Consider the following 17,009-nt stretch of genomic DNA (forward strand, 5'->3'; position numbering starts at 1 on the left):
ATTCGTGGGCATTACGTCATGTGGCACTAACGCGAGAGCACCGCTGCTGCGCCTTTTTCCTCAGCGCCAACGTCATCCAGGGAGATCCTCGATGTCTCCGGCAACGCCAACCCGCCTGCCAGCGCCAGCAACGCTACGGCTATCAGATAAAACGCCGGTGACAGGTTGCTGCCGGTGGTGCTGATCAACCATGTCGCCATCAGCGGCGCGGTACCCCCGAAGATCGTATAGGCCATGTTGTAAGTGATTGCCGAGGCGGTATACCGCGTCCGAGTCGGGAAGGTCTCCGAGAGCAACGCCGCCGTGACCACACCACATAACACCGCACCTACCGCGAGCAGCATCACCCCCACGATCGAGGCCGCGAACGAACCTGAACTGGCCATCAGAAACGACGGATACACCACCACCATCAGCAATACGCAGGCGGTCATTACCGTGACCCGACGCCCCACCCGATCCGAATACAGCCCGGCCAGCGGGCAGATTGCCGCGGCGAAAATCAGCGCGATCAACGACACCAGCAACGCCGCCGCCCGACTCAGCCCACCTGCCACCTGCAGGTATGTCGCGAAGTAGGTGGTGAACATATAAAACGAGAGCGCCGTCAGCGATACAAACGCGCCCAGGCAGCAAATCGCCGCACCGTGGTTGCGCAAGGTTTCCTTGAGCGGAGAGTGGGCGACCGCGTGTTCCTGCTTCACGGCCTGGAAGGCGGGTGTCTCATCCAGTTTCCAGCGCAGATACAGCCCGACCAGACCCAGCGGTGCGGCGATCAGGAACGGCAGGCGCCAGCCCCAACTGCCCATCGCCTCGGCGGACAGCGACGCCTCAAGGGCGTAGGCCACCACTGCGGCAGCGGCGAACGCGGAGAACGTCGACACCGGCACGAAGCTGCCGTACCAGGCGCGTTTGTTGCTCGGCGCGTGCTCCATCAGATAGGCGCAGGCACCGGCATATTCGCCCCCGGCGGAGAAGCCTTGGGCGCAGCGAATCAGCGACAACAGAATCGGCGCTGTCACGCCGATGGCGGCGTAAGTGGGCAGCAGGCCGATCAAGGTGGTCGCACCGGCCATCAGCAAAATCGTCATGGCCAGGGTACGCTTGCGGCCGATGCGGTCGCCGAGCATGCCAAAGAAAATCCCGCCCAACGGCCGAAAGGCGAATGCCACGGCAAACACGGCAAAGGTCTTGAGCAGTGCTGCGCTGGCATCGCCACTGGGGAAGAATTGTTGCGCGATGGTGGTGGCAAGAAAGCCATAGACGGCGAAGTCAAACCACTCGACGAAGTTACCGATGCCGGCGGCAATGATGACCTTTCGCAGGGTTTGGGGGCTGACCTGTTCGGTGGATGAGCTCGTCATAAGGGAAGGCCTCGGAATGCGCAGGGGGATGCCTGATTATCCGAGGCGGCGGCCAGACGGCGGGGTTCAAAAGAGTCCTCCGCGTAGTCAGCAGCGACTTTCTGCAAGGGCTAGAGGCACGCTTCAGGCCTTGGCGGAACGCTGAGCGGACGTGCGATACGTCAGCAGCACAATTCCAGTCACCACGATGACGCCGCCAGTCACCTGACCGGCGCTGAGCATTTGATCGAGCACGAGCCAGCCCATCAGCAACGTCGCCAGCGGCTCAATGTTCATCACCGGCGCATTTCGCGGCATATCCAGGCGCGGCACCGACATGAACAGCACGATAAAACCGGTGCCGTAGAGCACGACCAACGTGGCCAGCGCCAGCCAACCGGTCAGGCTGGCCGGTGGGTTCAGGCCGTCGGCAAGGGCGCCACTCCAGCCCGCAAGGTTCACGCTGCTGAACACAATGAAGATTGTCAGCAGACTGCGCACCGAACCCCGTACCTGGGACAACTTGTGATCGGTGATCCACAGCGCGCAAGCGAATACAAAGGCGGCGCAGAAGGCGAGGGTGACGCCGAGCAGCCATTGCGGGCCGATGTCGGCGTCGGCTGAAAGGCGAGTGGGCACGTCCAGCACGAACACCAGACCCACCAGAATCAAACCCATCAGCAAGGCGGTGCGCGCCGTCGGACGTGGGCCGCCTAGTGCCCAGGTCAGCAGCGCCAGCAAAATCGGGAAAACGTTGGCCACCAGCAACGCCAGCGCTACCGGTACGCGGGCTACGGCGGAATAGAGGCACAGGCTTTGCGCGGTGATGAGCAGGCCCAGCAGTAACTGCCAGCGCCATGCACCCGAAGGCAGGCGCAGGCTTTGCCGTTGCCAGAGTACCAGCGCGCCCAGCACCAACAACGTACCGCCGGAGCGCAGCAGAATAGCGAGGAGAACACCGGCGCCGTCGTCGAAGGCCACGCGAGCGGCGATGTGGTTGCCGGCGAAGGCGCAGCCCATGCAGAGCAGGATCAACACGGCGGTGTGGCGGGGGAAAAGATTGGGGGCAGGGGGCGTCATGGTAAGGGCTCGGGCAGTGGCTTCCATCGTCGAGGATGGCAAATTATTTTTAGGTTGTCGTACAACGTTGTGGCGGATTTGTAGCGTGTTTGGGGCGAATGGGCAAGGAAGGTTTTTTGTGGGATGACCGCGGGCGTTGTTTCTTATGGACTTAACAAGATTGTTTAGGTGATTGCATTGAGGTAGAGATAGACAGGGCTGAGTAGGAGAGGTCGTATGACTATCGAGGGCCTATAGTGTAATTCGCCATGCGCGACCATCAGCCCCGTTTAATATCGTTCGGGTTCTGGCAAGCGGTCGCGCAGTGCAGAGGTGCAATGTCTCACTGAAGCGTCGGTAGTCGGTCCAGCGCACAATTTCGGTCCATTTTCGGCTCATCGGCCATGGGGACGCGCGCGCCCGAATCGACATTGAATATGTCAATGTGACAACCGCTCAGCGCGCCCGGGCTGTCGACAATTCCTCCTTTGATCACGTAACGCGCGCCCGGCGCAAATTCGCTGACAAACGCTATGCTGCACGAGCGATTGGCATTGGCCGCACCGCGCATCACCAAGTGCAGCGGCTTGCCGGCTTCAATCGGAAAGAAGCCCTCCGGCGTCGATACGTTCTTATAAACGGAAACCAACTGCCCTCCCTGCGCAATCGCCACGGTTCTGCCGTATTTGCAGGCCATTGGAGGCGCCTCGACCAGGGACACGCTGTTTCGATAATTCTCCATCGACACCAACTCGCTACGGATAAGCGCCTGAGGCGCCCCCGCGGGCACGAGGTATTTCGGTGCTGGGGCGCAGCCTGCAAGCAGCAGAAGTGAACACAGGTAGAGAGGCTTCATAATTTCCTTATCAAGGTCGTAAAGGGCGGCCTCAACTAGCCTGATGAATCAGAATGGGTCAAGCAGTAAGTGAGAAGGACAGATACCTGACCCGGTTTGAAATAAAGGTGAATCGCCCTTGGTTTATTGAATAGGCGCAACGGTTGCTCTTGGCCGAGGCTGTGTAAAAACGTTTTTCTACGCGATAGGCACTCAAAACTGGACTGAAAATCGCGCTTCTGTGCGAAATTCACATCTGCTGATGTGCCGATAAATTTCGGATTTAACGTAGATGCGCACACTTCAATTTTGGCTAAGCGGTTTTACACACTCTGGTCCAGAAGTGGACTCTCAAATTTGTCTACGGTATCTGGGCCGCTTCACTGGCTCCCCAGGATAGAAGTTGGAGCACAAAATATGCCCGTCGCACCCAATCAGAATTCCCCAATCATTTTGGTCCTGGCTCAACAGAGCGACTTGGATAATCTTGTAGCCATTCGAATTGAGGCCATGCGCGAAAGTCTGGAGCGTGTTGGTCGATTTGATCCAGTCCGCGCGCGCGAGCGGTTTCTCAGCAGTTTTGAGGCTCGCAACACACGCTACATCGAGGCATCTGGAGAGAGGGTTGGTTTCGTCGTGATCAAGCATCAACACAATGAACTCTTGCTCGACCACTTGTATGTGAGACCGAGCGCGCAAGGGTCAGGGGTAGGGTCTGCTGTTCTCACTCAGATTTTCAAAGAGGCGGATGCGGCTGCGCTCCCTATTAAAGTGGGTGCTCTCAAAGAAAGCGCTTCGAATCGCTTTTATATCCGCCATGGCTTCCAATTCATCGGAAGCAGTGAGTTCGACAATTACTATATTCGACAGAGTGTTCCGGCGATCGGCCCAGATTGCTAGCTGGATGCGATGCACCTCGACGTGCGCTTTGACACACTCTGGACCATAAGCAGACGCTCGTGATTTGCTGCCTTTCATGATGGGCAGAGCTAGACCAATACCGACTGATAATCACCGCCGGTGTTCAAACCAATACTGAAGTCATTTCTGGACGGTAACTGCCGAGCAGAGTTCTGAAAACACCCAATGGTCTATCCTTCAAGACTTGACGCAAATTGATCAGGGCCCTGATGTATGAACGCTCTCTGGATCGCATTGGCCATTTTTGGGTGCCTGGTTGCCTCCTCGCTTCTCATGATGTTTTGGTACCCAAGACTGGCATCCCACCACAGGGATGACGACACCAACACCGTAATTCGTCTAGTCGCCAATATTTTTGTGGTTATGACATCGCTGGTCTTTGGCTTGATGATTAATTCTGCCAAAAACACCTTCGAGTCCATTGATGCAAACTTCCATGGGTACGCAACCAGCATGATCATTTTTGATCGGACGCTGCGGGGCTATGGCGATGCGGCACAAGACACGCGCAATCGTCTGATCACCTATCTTGAGCGCGCTATCGAGACCCCGTATCGGGGAGACGAAGCGCTGCAGCATCGAAACAGCGAGGCGGCTAAATACCTGGATGACATAGGCAAGTCATTGGCTGTTATCAAGCCCCCGGACCGCTACCATGAAACGATGCTTCAGGATATTCGTCAGCAATATCATTCGCTCATCGAGCAACGCTGGAGGATCGTCGAGCAGTCGGAGGGAGCGATTCCTGGCCCCCTTATTGGGATGCTTGTTGCTTGGTTGACGCTCATTTTCGCTAGTTTTGGATACCGCGCACCCCGTAATTCGATGGTGATAGGAATGTTCATAGTCTCGTCATTGCTCATTGCGGCTTCCGTATACCTTGTGTTGGACATGGACGTGCCATTTCATGGTCCTATCCAAATATCCGACGAACCCCTGCGCAGGGCGCTCGCCGTAATGCAGCTATAGGGGAGCATGACGGGCAACGTTTTGAGTAGTGGCCTCGGAGCGGGATATATCGATGTCTGCTCTTGGCCGATCGTTGCATTTCGCGAGCGGCAGCTTTGGGTCGGAAGCCGCGCCTTATGAACGACGGATTTCGGCCATACGCGGGCAGTCACTTTTGTTCGCCATCAAGCGATGGACAGCTCCTCGCTTACCTCAGTTTGAACGCGGGTTTATCGCCGAATTGGCGCATTGCTACACCGAAAATATGGACTCATGAAGTCCATGGAATTTTGAGGGTCTCCGGCTCAACATTGACGCCGGTTCAACAGGGAGGCTGCAATGGATCTGAAGTTCAGTCACGTAGATGTATTGGTCAATAATCTCGAAGAAGCCTGTGCTTACTACGCACAGATACTTAATGCCCGGATATCCAAAACGCTCGTTTGGGAACGAGGTGGCCTGCATGTGCGCTACGCAATAGCGCTGATCGGTCAAGAGCGTTTCATGTTGGTACAGCCATTGGCGGGGAATCTGAGGGAGCTATTAGACTCCGCGGGAGAAGGGATGATTTATCGCCACTGCTATTCGACGCCGGACATCGAGAAGGCCTACGACGAACTGATGGTCGCCGGTGTTCAGCCACAAGACGAAAACGGAAAGCCATTGGCCCGCGCGAACCTGCAATCCCCATCGGGGACACGCATTATCTGGTTGCCCAAGCGCTTTGGGCACTTCTCCATCGAAATCTTGGAAGACAAGGCGTTAGAGGCATTTGTAGAGGATGCATTTTCCTGAGTTATGCGGCGATGAAGGTCTGCTTGCGGCCAAAAGGAGCCAGTCAAAGGCGTCTAGGAAATCAGGGGCGATTCAGACTTTATTTCTAATATATGCGTTATGGCAGAATGATCTGATTACTTTGATGCTCAAGCCAGTAGCAGCTCATTTGAAATTTTGGCTAATTTCTAGCGAGCAATTCTGAGGGTTAAAACAGACTAAGGCGGTCAGACCACTAATACGTGAGGTAAACATGAGCTATCACGTCACACACAGATACGGCGCCATGAGCTCCAACCCTGGCATACACACGTTCCCTGACCTTCTCGCCGAACTGAAAACTCGCCTGGAAGATGAGGAACACGGTGATGTTTCGGTGACCGACGAGGCTGACTGGTGCATTTCGGTGAACCTGTCACGAACCGTCACTTTTGAAAACCTAGAGTCCGGCGAGCCTCGCCACATGAAGGGCGTTCCAGAGGCAAAGATCTTGGAATTGTGGCGTCTATTGGCCGATGGAGACGTTGCAGCAATCGAGCAGGAGCCATGGTTGCCTGGTTACCTCTAGGTTGCCCCCGAGGAGCAGCAACCGGCCGATTCTGTTGAAAAAGTAGGCTTCGAATTCCACGCCAGAAAAGTACGCACCTGAGATTGAAATCTGAATTTTTGGCAGAAGGTTCAGTACTCGGATTTCACGTAGAAGCGGGCAACAGAGGTGTTTTCATCCATTAATATTCGAGTGTTTTGGGAAAACTGACTTTTTCAACACAATCGGCCAGAAGCGGACAGTCGTAATGATTCACCGTGCCGCCAAAATCAAATGTTTAGCGTTGGAACGTATATCCATCTCATTATGGCTCGTAGCAGTCGATGCTCTTATTCCACATGGTTGGACTCCAGCGCAAGCGCGAGGGGCGTCAGCTGGATCTCTGCTTGCTCCTCAAAAACCTCCAAAATCCAGTTAACAAAGCACCGCACCCGAACCGAGAGATGCCTAGACCCCGGGTAGACGATATGAACTGGTAGGGAAGAGAAATGCCATTCAGGTAACACGGGAACAAGTTTCCCGGCCCTCACAAAACCTGCAACCGCAAACGGGGCACCGGGGCAGATGCCGCTTCCCGCCATGCAGGCCGATATAGCGACATCAGGCTCGTCGAACTGCACGCCATCGCCTGACTGCAGCACGAACCGCTGAGTCCCGGACTCCAACTCCCACGCAAACGGGTTGCGTTCCCTGCCGCTGAACCAACTTATCCGCTTGAGCTTCGCCAGCGCGTCAGGGCTCTCCACGCCCCCTGCGGAGGCAAGGTATCCAGGCGAGGCATACAAGCCCATCTCGATGTCGCAAAGATGACGGGCAATCATACTGGAGTCTTTGAGCACGCCGCCGCGAATCGTGCAATCAATGCCGTCCTCTAGCAAATGGCTGATCCGCTCCGAGCTGCTTAGCCGCAACCGAATTCTCGGGTAACGGGTCTGAAAGTCGTGCAGCTTTGGTGCGATCACCCAACGTGCGATGGAGACCAGCGAATCCACCCTCAGCCGGCCTATGGGGGTCGCAGATCCCCCATTTAGCGTGGCCTCTAACTCGTCAATCTGCTGCAGCAGCACCTGGCACTTATCAAAGTAGGCGGCGCCGTCATCCGTAAGGCTCAAGGCGCGAGTTGTGCGGTTGAGCAGTCGCACGCAGAGATGCTTTTCAAGGTCGCTTATACGCTGGGAAACTCGTGCTTTAGGAAGGTTCAGAGCATCGGCAGCGCGGGTGAAGCTGCCGGCTTCTACCACCTTAACAAAGGTGGCCATGGCGGTGAGCTTGTCCATTGATTGTTCGCAATTGTTGAACCAAGAGTAATTATGGGGCTGATTTTTCTTTTCTGCACGAGCAATTACCATTCCTCCCATCACGTAAATCCACGAGGAAATCAGCATGTCACAAGCGGTCGTTGTTTATTTTTCCGGATATGGCCACACCCAGCGCGTTGCTCAAGCGGCAGCAGCGGGTGCGCACGCAGCGCTGATCGAAATCGATGGGGAGGGCAACATTCCCGAGGCGGCATGGGCTCAGTTAGACGAGGCGCAGTCCATCATATTCGGCGCCCCCACTTACATGGGCTCCGTGCCTTGGCAATTCAAAAAATTCGCCGATGCCACGTCCAAGCAGTGGTTTGCTCGGCGTTGGCAGGACAAAGCGTTCGGCGGCTTTACTAATAGCGCGAGCCTGAACGGCGACAAGCAGGTTTCCCTGATCTTTCTGCAGACCCTTGCATCTCAGCACGGCGGTATTTGGGTAAGTCTGGGTCTGGCCCCTGCCAACTCATCTGCGTCCACCCGTGCAGACGTGAACAACCTGGGCGGCTCTGTCGGCGCGCTGGTGCAGTCGCCGTCGGATGCCGACGCCGGAGGCATTCCAAGTGGCGATCTTGAAACAGTGAAGCTCTACGCCGCCCGCGTTGCCAGGATTGGACAGAAACTTCACGCCTAAGCGATTTTCCCTCGGGCTGGAAACACCCCTGAAGAATGCGATCTCTTTCGGCGCTTATCGCCAGCCCCTAAAACACCCAATAAGGAATTCAAATATGAAGCTGTATTACTCCCCTGGTTCGTGCTCTCTGGCTGTTCACATTGTGCTCCGTGAAGCAGAACTGCCTTACGAGTTGGAGAAAATCGACCTGTGGAAACACAAGACCGCATCCGGCGACGACTACTATCAGACCAACCCGAAGGGAACGGTACCCGCCCTCGAGTTAAAGGATGGCTTGCTGACAGAGGGACCGGCCATCACCCAGTACCTCGCGGATCGCTATGCCCCGACCTTGGTGCCTGCCAATGGCACCCTGGAACGCGCACGCTTGCACGAGATGCTGAACTACCTGTCTTCGGACTTTCACAAGTCCTTCACCCCTTTGTTCTACTTGGCTTCGGGAGCAGATGCCACGTCGGCGCAGCGCCCGGTGATCGCAAAACTGACCTACCTCAACAGCGTGTTGGCTCAAGGTCGCGCGTATATCCTGGGTGATACCTTCAGCGTTGCGGATGCCTACCTCTTCGCCCTCGCTCGCTGGTGTGCAAACTTCAACATCTCGCTTGACGCATTCTCGGAGTTCAAAGGCTACATGGCTCGGATTGAGGCCCGTCCGGCAGTCAAAGCCGCGCTCCATGCTGAAGGGCTAGAAGAGGGATAAGAGAAGGTTTCTATGGCGAAACGCTCGAAGTGTTTGGCGAGGCCGGCCTTGCTGACAGAACTTTTCGAAGGAAAAGAGGAGAGATTTTTTCGCCGTTCCAAGGTGTGCTTTTGGCCGATATCCTCCGGTGCTGAAAGGCTGCAATAGGTCGATAGCTGCCCTTCGTGATAGTCAGCTATTGGCCGATGACTGCCAGTCGCCACCGGCAGCTATCGACCCAAAGCTGACGGTCGGCTTGGCTTAGGTTCAGATTGAGCAAGCCGGTCTCTCACCCAACCGCTCTACCAACCTTACGAGATAACCATCGGGATCCTGGACGATGAATTCGCGCTGACCTACTTCTATTTTGTCAGCCCGATACCAGGTGTCTTTGCATTCTCGATAGAGTGGAAATCCAGCCTGAACAAGTTTTTGGATGATGGGGGCGACAGCCTCAACATCAATCTGTAGGTTGATGCCTCTTCCAAACGGTTTGGTCAATAGCGCAGTCAGCCATTGACCCGCGTCCGGATCAATCTGCTCAAGCATTACTTGAGCACCATTCAAATCAAGGTACGCAAATCCGTCATCCGAACGTTGATAAGCTACTTTGAACCCCAGAAGAGAAACCCAAAAAGCCAGGCTGCTATCCAGGTTGGTGACCATTAACTCCGGAACCAGTTTGTTACGTTCGAACATGAGATGACTTCCATTTCAAAATGCTTGTTTTTGTGAGCGGGCAGGTTCTGCACCTACGGCTTCGCTGCCAGGGCGGGATCGTGGTGCGCATGATGATGCACGCTTGGGTGGGAGTTATCGAGTCGCTTTGAGTGGCAGCTTCTGGCCGCAAGCAGACCTTCATCGCCGCATAACTCAGGAAAATGCATCCTCTACAAATGCCTCTAACGCCTTGTCTTCCAGGATTTCGATGGAGAAGTGCCCAAAGCGCTTGGGCAACCAGATAATGCGTGTCCCGGATGGGGATTGCAGGTTCGCGCGGGCCAATGGCTTTCCGTTTTCGTCTTGTGGCTGAACACCGGCGACCATCAGTTCGTCGTAGGCCTTCTCGATGTCCGGCGTCGAATAGCAGTGGCGATAAATCATCCCTTCTCCCGCGGAGTCTAATAGCTCCCTCAGATTCCCCGCCATTGGCTGTACCAACATGAAACGCTCTTGACCGATCAGCGCTATCGCGTAGCGCACATGCAGGCCACCTCGTTCCCAAACGAGCGTTTTGGATATCCTGGCATTAAGTATCTGTGCGTAGTAAGCACAGGCTTCTTCGAGATTATTGACCAGTACATCTACGTGACTGAACTTCAGATCCATTGCAGCCTCCCTGTTGAACCGGCGTCAATGTTGAGCCGGAGACCCTCAAAATTCCATGGACTTCATGAGTCCATATTGTCGGTGTAGAAATGCGCCAATTCGGCGATAACCCCCTGCTCAAACTGAGGTAAGCGAGGAGCTGTCCATCGCTTGATGGCGAACAAAAGTAGCTGCCAGCGTTTGGCCGTCTTCTGCCCCTCGCGAGACGTAAGAAAACGACCCAATACAGCGGTCGACACTGGCAGAAGTGGGCCAAAAGCGGAATTTATCTGCTATGACACCAATGACGAGCTGGCCTGTGAGGTGGGCTGTAAAAGTATGATCACTACAGTGAGCCAAGATGATTACTTAAGCTATTTAGTCGTCGTGCATTGCATTGACATTGAGACCTACGAACGACTGGCCGTTCACTTCGAATGTCGTCGTGACGGCATGCGAGTGACGGACGGAAACCGGTATATCTCTATCCCAGTCACGATGGCTATCTCAGGAGGCACCCTTGCTTGGGTCAAAAACGAACTCGGGGGCCGCTAATGTGAGATGTATTTAATAGCGTGCGTCGCGACCAAATTGTCTTGGAGCGAGGTTTTCATCAACTCTGAAATAGCTTTGCTCGCTGGTCAAGCTGGTGCGGAGACTAAGGTTGCTTTTAAGTGAGCGTGATTTCATCTCTGCAGTATTCACATTGGGTCGACTGCTGCCGGTCATGAGCGAAAAACATCAGCCTTTTCGGTGATGGATTGGAACTGCTAATTCCGTAGGCCACGTAGTACTTGCCCTACAGAGCCGACCTGATAGCTGCTTGCCAATTTTGTACCGACATGAGGCCATGCAGCGATGCCCTGCCCCTCACGACAGGCGGCCATCGGCCGTTAGCTGGCCTATATATCGTCGTGATTTTTACGATTGTTTATCGCCCAGCTTGGTTGCAAAATCGGCGGCTCACGCGGTTGAGCCTTATAGACAGGGAGTTCAGATGGAAACTTTCGAATTGGATGAGTTGACCCATGAGCAGATCAAGGCGTTTTGCCAATTGGGTGATGAACATCTGGACGGCGGTGATTTCAAGGCTGCCATCGGTCAGTACAACCTAGCGTGGGAGTTGATTCCAGAACCCAAAAATAACTGGGAAGCGGCGACATGGGTGCTTGCCGCTATCGGCGATGCCTGTTTTCAGGGAGGATTCTTTACCTCCGCAAAAGAGGCCCTTGAGTATGCGATGACTTGTCCCGATGCAGTCGGCAATCCATTTTTGCATTTGCGTTTGGGCCAAGCACTTTACGAGAAAGAGGAAACTGATCGAGCCGCCGATGAACTTATGCGAGCATACATGGCGGCTGGAGATGAGATTTTTGACAACGACGACCCCAAGTATTTCGCGTTCCTAAAAACGCGGGCCGTGATTTAAAAATCGAAACAGCCGATAAAAAAAGCTCGACGGCGGCAATAATTGGCCGATAACTGCCGCTAGTGACGGGCAGCAATCGGCCAGAAGCGGCCACTCAATGGTGTCTATAGCGGAATTCATCTCCTGACTGACCTCGGCTTACGACATAGAAGCGTACACCAATGAGTGGGGGCTCTTAACATCAGCAGGTTAGCTGGACTGCTGATCGCTGATGCTTTCTTCTTCTCTGAGTTGGCCACTCATCGCATCGCAGCTAGCCGACCACGATGTCAGCCATTGCGGCATCGCTGGCGACTTTTCGGGTAGTCCCAACTCCCGAACAAATTCGCCTGGTGGAATAATCCCTTTAGATGCGCGAAATAGACCCCGCATTACTACAACTCCGATAACCCGTCCTTTGCTCAGAAACCGATGTTCCATAAAGCTCCATTTGTCGTCCCAGCCCAGCATTCTGGTGTGGACTTAAAACGTTTCAAACAGCTTAAGCTCACGACGAAATTTACCCCAGGTGTCCCCTACGATTGGTAGCGCTTTCGTTCTAATAGCCACCCGATACGCACCACTGCGCAGAACGAAATCCATACGTCCGACATCGGCGAGTGTGAAGTATCGGCCATTGGTGACGTGTCGATTGAAGTCAAGATCTAGAGGCCATACGCGCATTCGGATGACGGTTGACCCCAGAGCTTTTACGGGGTTGCGCCACGGTCGGCGGAGTAGCATGAACAGAAGCCGAAACCATAGATTCATAAAAAACACCGATAGTTGAATGATCGGTGCACTTTAAAGAGTGAGGAGTGGGCTAGGTAGGTCTGAAAATGACTTAATTTGCCTTAAAAGTGCATTTGAATCACTGCTGCCAGAGGATTAGTGGTTTTATGGTGAAATCTGGCTCCAAGGCTGTAACCGTCCGGGCAACACACCTTCCTAACAACTTCACTTGATCCTCAATTGGGTTTCATTACGTCGCCTTAGTCCTAGCTGAAGGCGGTTGAAACTCAATTGAGCGAATGGCCGCGACTGGCCGACTTTTGCCTTTCGCCGCCGTCAGCTTTGGGTCCAGACCGCTGGCCTACCCGACTGGCCTCTTCTCACTATCACACATTGGAAAGTGTTTTAGGCACGTCAGCGCTGGTGGGAGACCGAAGAGATAGAAATCGTTGGCTGAATCGTCCCAGCAGCCTCTGCGCGTAGACAGGCGGTCATCTTTCTACCGAAACGAGCCGAGAATAATGTGCCGACGGGCAATGGCGAAAATTAGTAACTCAACCTATGTACCATGACTATGGTGATAACCGGTAGCGGCAACCAGGACCACTGCGCAAGCTATTGAAATTGAAGGGGTACAGGCTGGATATGTTTTAGTTCCTGCAGGTTGTGAAATCTTTACTCATCCGATGTGTTAAAAACACCAACCCTTGGCTTAAAGAATTCTGGTTACCTGCCGCTATAAAGGTTGAGTCTTACTATTTTTTCTATACAAGACGACGCGGAAGGACAATAGTTATAGTGACTATCAAAATTAAAGGGATATTTATGAGATTCGCTAAACTGTTCGGGGCAGCAACTTTATTCGCCTCTATGATTGCATGTGCCCAAGCAGGCACAATCGTCACCGTGAAGTTGAAGGACTCTACGACTGGTCCAGCCGCGTACACTTTCGAGTACTTTTTCGGGAGTGTAGCCCCCACTCCAAGTACGATTCTGCCTTCTGCAACGACGACATTTACCCTGACCAGTGTCGCTGATACGGTTTCAGGAATGCGATTCGTCTATACTTCAGGCAATAAGAATGTCGTTTTGCAGCAAGGCACTAGGTCAATCCAACGACTAAAACCTCTAGCTTGACTAAAATGGGCACTAGCACTGGTTCAGATAACGCTACTTGCAACGCCAATGTCACAGCAATTCAATCGGCGCCTCCCTATAACTACACTGTCGAATATGAAATAAAATAATCCGACATTTGTATAGGCACTCTAGCTGAAGATAGCTCTCGTGCTATTTTCAGCGCATGGAGTATTACCATGGATATTTCGATCAAATCGTATCAAGCAAGTACACAGGCAAAGCCTTCTACACAAGAGAAGCTTCCTTCGTCCAACCCTGTAAATTTACCTTCAGGGGATGCCGCCCTCAAGACGACCGAGACCGTCACAATCTCCGATTCTGCACGGGCACTGTACGCATTAAGTAACGCTGATGACAAACAAGCCTCTATGTCCAATAGGGATTTAAAAGGACAATATGCAAAAGGTCAGAGCGATATGTACAATTTCGGGCAGCGGATTGCTGGCGGGAATCTTAATAACGAGGATCTACTTCCCAAAACAGACGACCCTACCCGTTTGGCGTTAGGTCTGCAGTCACTAGATTACGCAATTGGGCTTTCTAAACTCCCCCCCGAAAAACTTCCAAACCCATTTGAAGGTATGGCCCGAAACGGGCTAAGCAATATTGTTTATGATGATTCAGGAACCTATACAGATGCAGAACGATATGCCGCTTATGGGGAGCTTAGTAAGCAGGATGAAAAATATTTTTCCAAGTTGTACGCCAATATAACGAACGGCGGTGACAACAGTGAAATCTTCAAAGGCATCATGGACTATTTCGATGATCTTCCAGGGGTCGAGAAAGCGGCATACCCTGATGGCTTTAGGGACAGTATAAAAAGTCTTTACCAAGAGCAGTCAGGACAATCGGGGCCGCTCGCCCTGCTCAGGCAATCGACTGAAAACGACTCTGATAAATTGTCCCCGAGCTTCTTCAACAAGGAACAATCACCGGAGCAGATGTTACAAGCCGTCTTAGAAAAAGCGACTGCTCTTTCGACGATCTGACCAGTCCAAAGCAACCAATGTGTCGCTGCACGGATCAATGACGAAGCGTTTTTACACACTCTGGGTCGAAAGCCGTCTTTCGTGAATGTCGGCTAATGGCCGAAAGCAGTCTTTCATGGACCACTGCAAGCCACCAGGCTTGCTCCTCTATTCGCAGGCACAAGCTATGGCCAACGTTAAGCATTGCCACTGTTTGCAAAAGGGTGCGGTATTTCGACCGATTGGTGCGACCGTAAATCTGACGCGCATTTCGAACAGTTAGGAGGCCGAGACCTTGGTTTTCAGCAGACGCTAAAAAGCCCGCCAGGGCAGCCTTCTCTGTAGGAGGCTATTGGGCCTATGGCTCGTTATGGGGCTTGATAAAATGTAATTGAGTTAAATATAACGCGGCTCCTGTTTTAACTATAGAGTTTGAAGTAAATAGCCACCCTAGAATAAAAATCCATTCATATAGATGCGTTTAGATGGTGCAGGTAGTTCGATTGGATTGTTTGAGTTTCAATTTAGTACTTTAGTACCGTAACCCGATTTAAGTCTTGAATTACTGCCATCTGGCGCCGCATAGTGTCAATGCGCCATATCCCTGTCTGCGCCGTGAGAATACTAAAAAATCGGAGAGTCAGCATGTTAAATTCCTTGTCGGTGCGGAAGAGGTTGTTGTTAAGTTTGGGCTTGATGGTAGTGATTATTTTTATGATCTCTGCATTTTCTGTCACTAGCTTAAATGGATCAAATCTACGCTTCTCAAGTTATGTGGACGGTTTGAATAAGCGCATGGGCCTGATGAATGATCTATTGCTCGCTGCGCAGCAACGTGCGATCTCAGCACGAAACCTCGTGCTGGTCACCTCGGCAGCTGACAGACAGGCCGAGGCCGATACCGTAAATATCGAACATCAGAAGGTTAAAAGTATTTTGTCAGCGTTAGTGGCTGGAGTCGCTGCCTTGCCTCCATCCGTTGATGGTAATAACGCTCGGAGCTTAGTTGCTAACATTGAGGAGATTGAGAAAGCGTATGGTCCGATTGCTTTGGAAATCAAGCGGTTAGCCGTTACTGGCGATGCAAAAGCGGCTATTAATATGATGAATAACGAATGCTTGCCACTCCTAAAGAAACTGGTGGCTAGCGTTACAACTTACAAGAGTTTTAACTCAGGTCTAGCGCTGGCTAGCATTAGTGATGCGCAGAACGATTATAAAGACACCCGTAATCTTCTGATGTTTTTCTGCGCAGTAGCAATTGTCATCGGGGTAGTGCTGACTACTCTAATAGTTCGTGGCTTATCACGTGCTCTTGGTGCAGAGCCAACTGTCTTGTCCACCATCGCTCAGCGCGTTGCCAGTGGTGACTTGCGCCCGATTCTTGAAGCGAAAATGTCAGCGGCCGGCAGTGTGCTGTCCTCCTTGGGTGAAATGCAGTCACGCCTGAGCCTGCTTATTAGTCAGGTTAATACGTCATCGGGCGTAATTTCTGATGCAGCCGTTGACCTTTCCGCAGCGACAGAGCAGACCCGCATCGGGGTTGGTAATCAGAGAACTGAAATCGACCAAGTCGCCACTGCGATTCACGAAATGGTAGCAACCACCCTCGAAGTTGCACGCAACTCTGAGGAAGCAGCCCATGCGGCGCTCACCGCTAACCTCCAAGCGCAGACCGGCGGAACCATGGCAAAAGAAGCAATAACCCAAATAAAACGTCTCGCATCTGAAGTATCAAAATCTGCCGCAGCCATGGCACAACTCAGGATAGAGAGCCTGAATATAGGCGGGGTATTGCAGGTCATAACGTCTGTCGCCGATCAAACCAACTTGTTGGCGTTAAATGCCGCTATTGAGGCTGCTAGGGCGGGCGATGCTGGTCGAGGATTTGCGGTGGTGGCCGATGAGGTGAGAACGCTCGCCAAACGAACTCAGGGCGCAACCCTGGAAATTGGAGCGCTGACTGCCAATCTGCAAAAAATAGCCGAAGAAGCTGCTGGGATGATGGAAGTGTGCCGCGGTTTGACGGATGAAACTGTAATACAGGTTTCAAACACTGGGGGCTCGGTTGAAACCATCGTGGAGATGATTGACAACATCCAGCAGATGGTAAGACAAATCGCTACTGCAGGTGAGGAACAAAGTTGCGTCGCGGAAGAAATTAACCGGAGTGTTACGTCGGTTCGCAATATTGCGGATGATTCAGCTTTATCGTGCGAACGCACTGCCCGTTCAAGTACTAACTTGGCCGAGCTCGGAGCCGTGCTACAGCAGCAAATAGGTAACTTTAAGGTTTGACGAGTTTATTAAGATTGCGTCTATGAATTGAGGGGCACTTGAGTTGAGCCACACTCAGCATTACGGTCAATAATCAGCGCAAGCACCTACATCAGAACGACCTGTATA

Annotated in this window: 15 protein-coding genes and 1 pseudogene; 9 read left to right on the top strand and 7 right to left on the bottom strand. The window is 52.9% G+C overall.

What is annotated here, in order from left to right; all coding sequences use genetic code 11:
- Positions 1–26: 26 nt before the first annotated feature.
- From CKW32_RS08905 to CKW32_RS08915, 3 genes are all read right to left on the bottom strand, one after another.
- On the bottom strand, positions 27–1,364 hold the full coding sequence (locus CKW32_RS08905) for an MFS transporter (protein ID WP_095184637.1): 1,338 nt from the start codon (positions 1,362–1,364) through the stop codon (positions 27–29).
- A 123-nt stretch (positions 1,365–1,487) separates the two neighbouring features.
- Positions 1,488–2,423 carry a DMT family transporter gene (locus CKW32_RS08910; RefSeq protein ID WP_095184638.1) on the bottom strand — a complete coding sequence of 312 codons (936 nt, stop codon included), beginning with the start codon at positions 2,421–2,423 and terminating at the stop codon, positions 1,488–1,490.
- Between the two features lie 322 nt (positions 2,424–2,745).
- Positions 2,746–3,258, bottom strand: coding sequence for a hypothetical protein (locus CKW32_RS08915; RefSeq protein WP_177434263.1), 513 nt, complete (start codon positions 3,256–3,258; stop codon positions 2,746–2,748).
- Between the two features lie 396 nt (positions 3,259–3,654).
- Between CKW32_RS08915 and CKW32_RS08920 the strand changes: the two genes are divergently transcribed.
- From CKW32_RS08920 to CKW32_RS08935, 4 genes are all read left to right on the top strand, one after another.
- Positions 3,655–4,137, top strand: a complete 483-nt coding sequence (locus tag CKW32_RS08920; protein ID WP_095184639.1) for a GNAT family N-acetyltransferase — start codon at positions 3,655–3,657, stop codon at positions 4,135–4,137.
- 234 nt (positions 4,138–4,371) lie between these two features.
- The gene (locus CKW32_RS08925; RefSeq protein ID WP_095184640.1) at positions 4,372–5,127 is read left to right on the top strand and encodes a DUF4239 domain-containing protein; all 756 of its coding nucleotides are present in this window, start codon (positions 4,372–4,374) and stop codon (positions 5,125–5,127) included.
- 318 nt (positions 5,128–5,445) lie between these two features.
- Entirely contained in the window at positions 5,446–5,901 is a 456-nt protein-coding gene (locus tag CKW32_RS08930; RefSeq protein WP_032885278.1) for a VOC family protein, read from the top strand.
- Between the two features lie 232 nt (positions 5,902–6,133).
- A complete protein-coding gene (locus CKW32_RS08935; protein WP_095184641.1) occupies positions 6,134–6,448 on the top strand; it encodes a hypothetical protein in 315 nt (104 codons plus the stop codon).
- A 308-nt stretch (positions 6,449–6,756) separates the two neighbouring features.
- Here the strand turns inward: CKW32_RS08935 and CKW32_RS08940 are convergent, their stop codons facing one another.
- On the bottom strand, positions 6,757–7,812 hold the full coding sequence (locus CKW32_RS08940) for a LysR family transcriptional regulator (RefSeq protein ID WP_256585277.1): 1,056 nt from the start codon (positions 7,810–7,812) through the stop codon (positions 6,757–6,759).
- On the opposite strand from CKW32_RS08940, the gene CKW32_RS08945 reads away from it, so the two are divergent.
- Positions 7,811–8,365 carry a flavodoxin family protein gene (locus tag CKW32_RS08945; RefSeq protein ID WP_095184642.1) on the top strand — a complete coding sequence of 185 codons (555 nt, stop codon included), beginning with the start codon at positions 7,811–7,813 and terminating at the stop codon, positions 8,363–8,365. The genes CKW32_RS08940 and CKW32_RS08945 overlap by 2 nt on opposite strands.
- Positions 8,366–8,459: 94 nt before the next feature.
- Positions 8,460–9,065: a glutathione transferase GstA gene (gene gstA, locus CKW32_RS08950; RefSeq protein WP_095184643.1), complete on the top strand. Its 606-nt coding sequence runs from the start codon at positions 8,460–8,462 to the stop codon at positions 9,063–9,065.
- A gap of 246 nt (positions 9,066–9,311) precedes the next feature.
- Here the strand turns inward: gstA and CKW32_RS08955 are convergent, their stop codons facing one another.
- Complete coding sequence (locus CKW32_RS08955) at positions 9,312–9,743, bottom strand: VOC family protein (protein ID WP_095184644.1); 432 nt, start codon at positions 9,741–9,743, stop codon at positions 9,312–9,314.
- 174 nt (positions 9,744–9,917) lie between these two features.
- Positions 9,918–10,373, bottom strand: a complete 456-nt coding sequence (locus tag CKW32_RS08960; protein ID WP_095184645.1) for a VOC family protein — start codon at positions 10,371–10,373, stop codon at positions 9,918–9,920.
- 976 nt (positions 10,374–11,349) lie between these two features.
- On the opposite strand from CKW32_RS08960, the gene CKW32_RS08970 reads away from it, so the two are divergent.
- Entirely contained in the window at positions 11,350–11,781 is a 432-nt protein-coding gene (locus tag CKW32_RS08970; RefSeq protein WP_095184647.1) for a M48 family metallopeptidase, read from the top strand.
- Between the two features lie 189 nt (positions 11,782–11,970).
- Here CKW32_RS08970 and CKW32_RS08975 read toward each other — a convergent pair.
- Positions 11,971–12,531, bottom strand: a pseudogene (locus CKW32_RS08975) (thioesterase family protein).
- A gap of 1,277 nt (positions 12,532–13,808) precedes the next feature.
- Between CKW32_RS08975 and CKW32_RS08985 the strand changes: the two are divergent.
- Positions 13,809–14,624 (top strand): hypothetical protein, encoded by an 816-nt coding sequence (locus CKW32_RS08985; protein ID WP_095184648.1) that lies wholly within the window; start codon positions 13,809–13,811, stop codon positions 14,622–14,624.
- Positions 14,625–15,248: 624 nt separating this feature from the next.
- Positions 15,249–16,901, top strand: a complete 1,653-nt coding sequence (locus tag CKW32_RS08990; RefSeq protein ID WP_177434264.1) for a methyl-accepting chemotaxis protein — start codon at positions 15,249–15,251, stop codon at positions 16,899–16,901.
- The last annotated feature ends 108 nt before the right edge of the window (positions 16,902–17,009 follow it).

The organism is Pseudomonas sp. Irchel 3H9, assembly GCF_900187495.1.
GTDB lineage: Bacteria > Pseudomonadota > Gammaproteobacteria > Pseudomonadales > Pseudomonadaceae > Aquipseudomonas > Aquipseudomonas sivasensis.

Excerpts from the sequence above, each read along its gene's own strand:
- CKW32_RS08930 (WP_032885278.1), top strand. The coding sequence starts at position 5,446 with ATGGATCTGAAGTTCAGTCACGTAGATGTATTGGTCAATAATCTCGAA.
- CKW32_RS08915 (WP_177434263.1), bottom strand. The coding sequence starts at position 3,258 with ATGAAGCCTCTCTACCTGTGTTCACTTCTGCTGCTTGCAGGCTGCGCC.
- gstA (WP_095184643.1), top strand. The coding sequence starts at position 8,460 with ATGAAGCTGTATTACTCCCCTGGTTCGTGCTCTCTGGCTGTTCACATT.
- CKW32_RS08985 (WP_095184648.1), top strand. The coding sequence starts at position 13,809 with ATGGATATTTCGATCAAATCGTATCAAGCAAGTACACAGGCAAAGCCT.
- CKW32_RS08925 (WP_095184640.1), top strand. The coding sequence starts at position 4,372 with ATGAACGCTCTCTGGATCGCATTGGCCATTTTTGGGTGCCTGGTTGCC.
- CKW32_RS08960 (WP_095184645.1), bottom strand. The coding sequence starts at position 10,373 with ATGGATCTGAAGTTCAGTCACGTAGATGTACTGGTCAATAATCTCGAA.
- CKW32_RS08970 (WP_095184647.1), top strand. The coding sequence starts at position 11,350 with ATGGAAACTTTCGAATTGGATGAGTTGACCCATGAGCAGATCAAGGCG.
- CKW32_RS08935 (WP_095184641.1), top strand. The coding sequence starts at position 6,134 with ATGAGCTATCACGTCACACACAGATACGGCGCCATGAGCTCCAACCCT.
- CKW32_RS08955 (WP_095184644.1), bottom strand. The coding sequence starts at position 9,743 with ATGTTCGAACGTAACAAACTGGTTCCGGAGTTAATGGTCACCAACCTG.
- CKW32_RS08940 (WP_256585277.1), bottom strand. The coding sequence starts at position 7,812 with ATGCTGATTTCCTCGTGGATTTACGTGATGGGAGGAATGGTAATTGCT.
- CKW32_RS08920 (WP_095184639.1), top strand. The coding sequence starts at position 3,655 with ATGCCCGTCGCACCCAATCAGAATTCCCCAATCATTTTGGTCCTGGCT.
- CKW32_RS08990 (WP_177434264.1), top strand. The coding sequence starts at position 15,249 with ATGTTAAATTCCTTGTCGGTGCGGAAGAGGTTGTTGTTAAGTTTGGGC.
- CKW32_RS08910 (WP_095184638.1), bottom strand. The coding sequence starts at position 2,423 with ATGACGCCCCCTGCCCCCAATCTTTTCCCCCGCCACACCGCCGTGTTG.
- CKW32_RS08945 (WP_095184642.1), top strand. The coding sequence starts at position 7,811 with ATGTCACAAGCGGTCGTTGTTTATTTTTCCGGATATGGCCACACCCAG.
- CKW32_RS08905 (WP_095184637.1), bottom strand. The coding sequence starts at position 1,364 with ATGACGAGCTCATCCACCGAACAGGTCAGCCCCCAAACCCTGCGAAAG.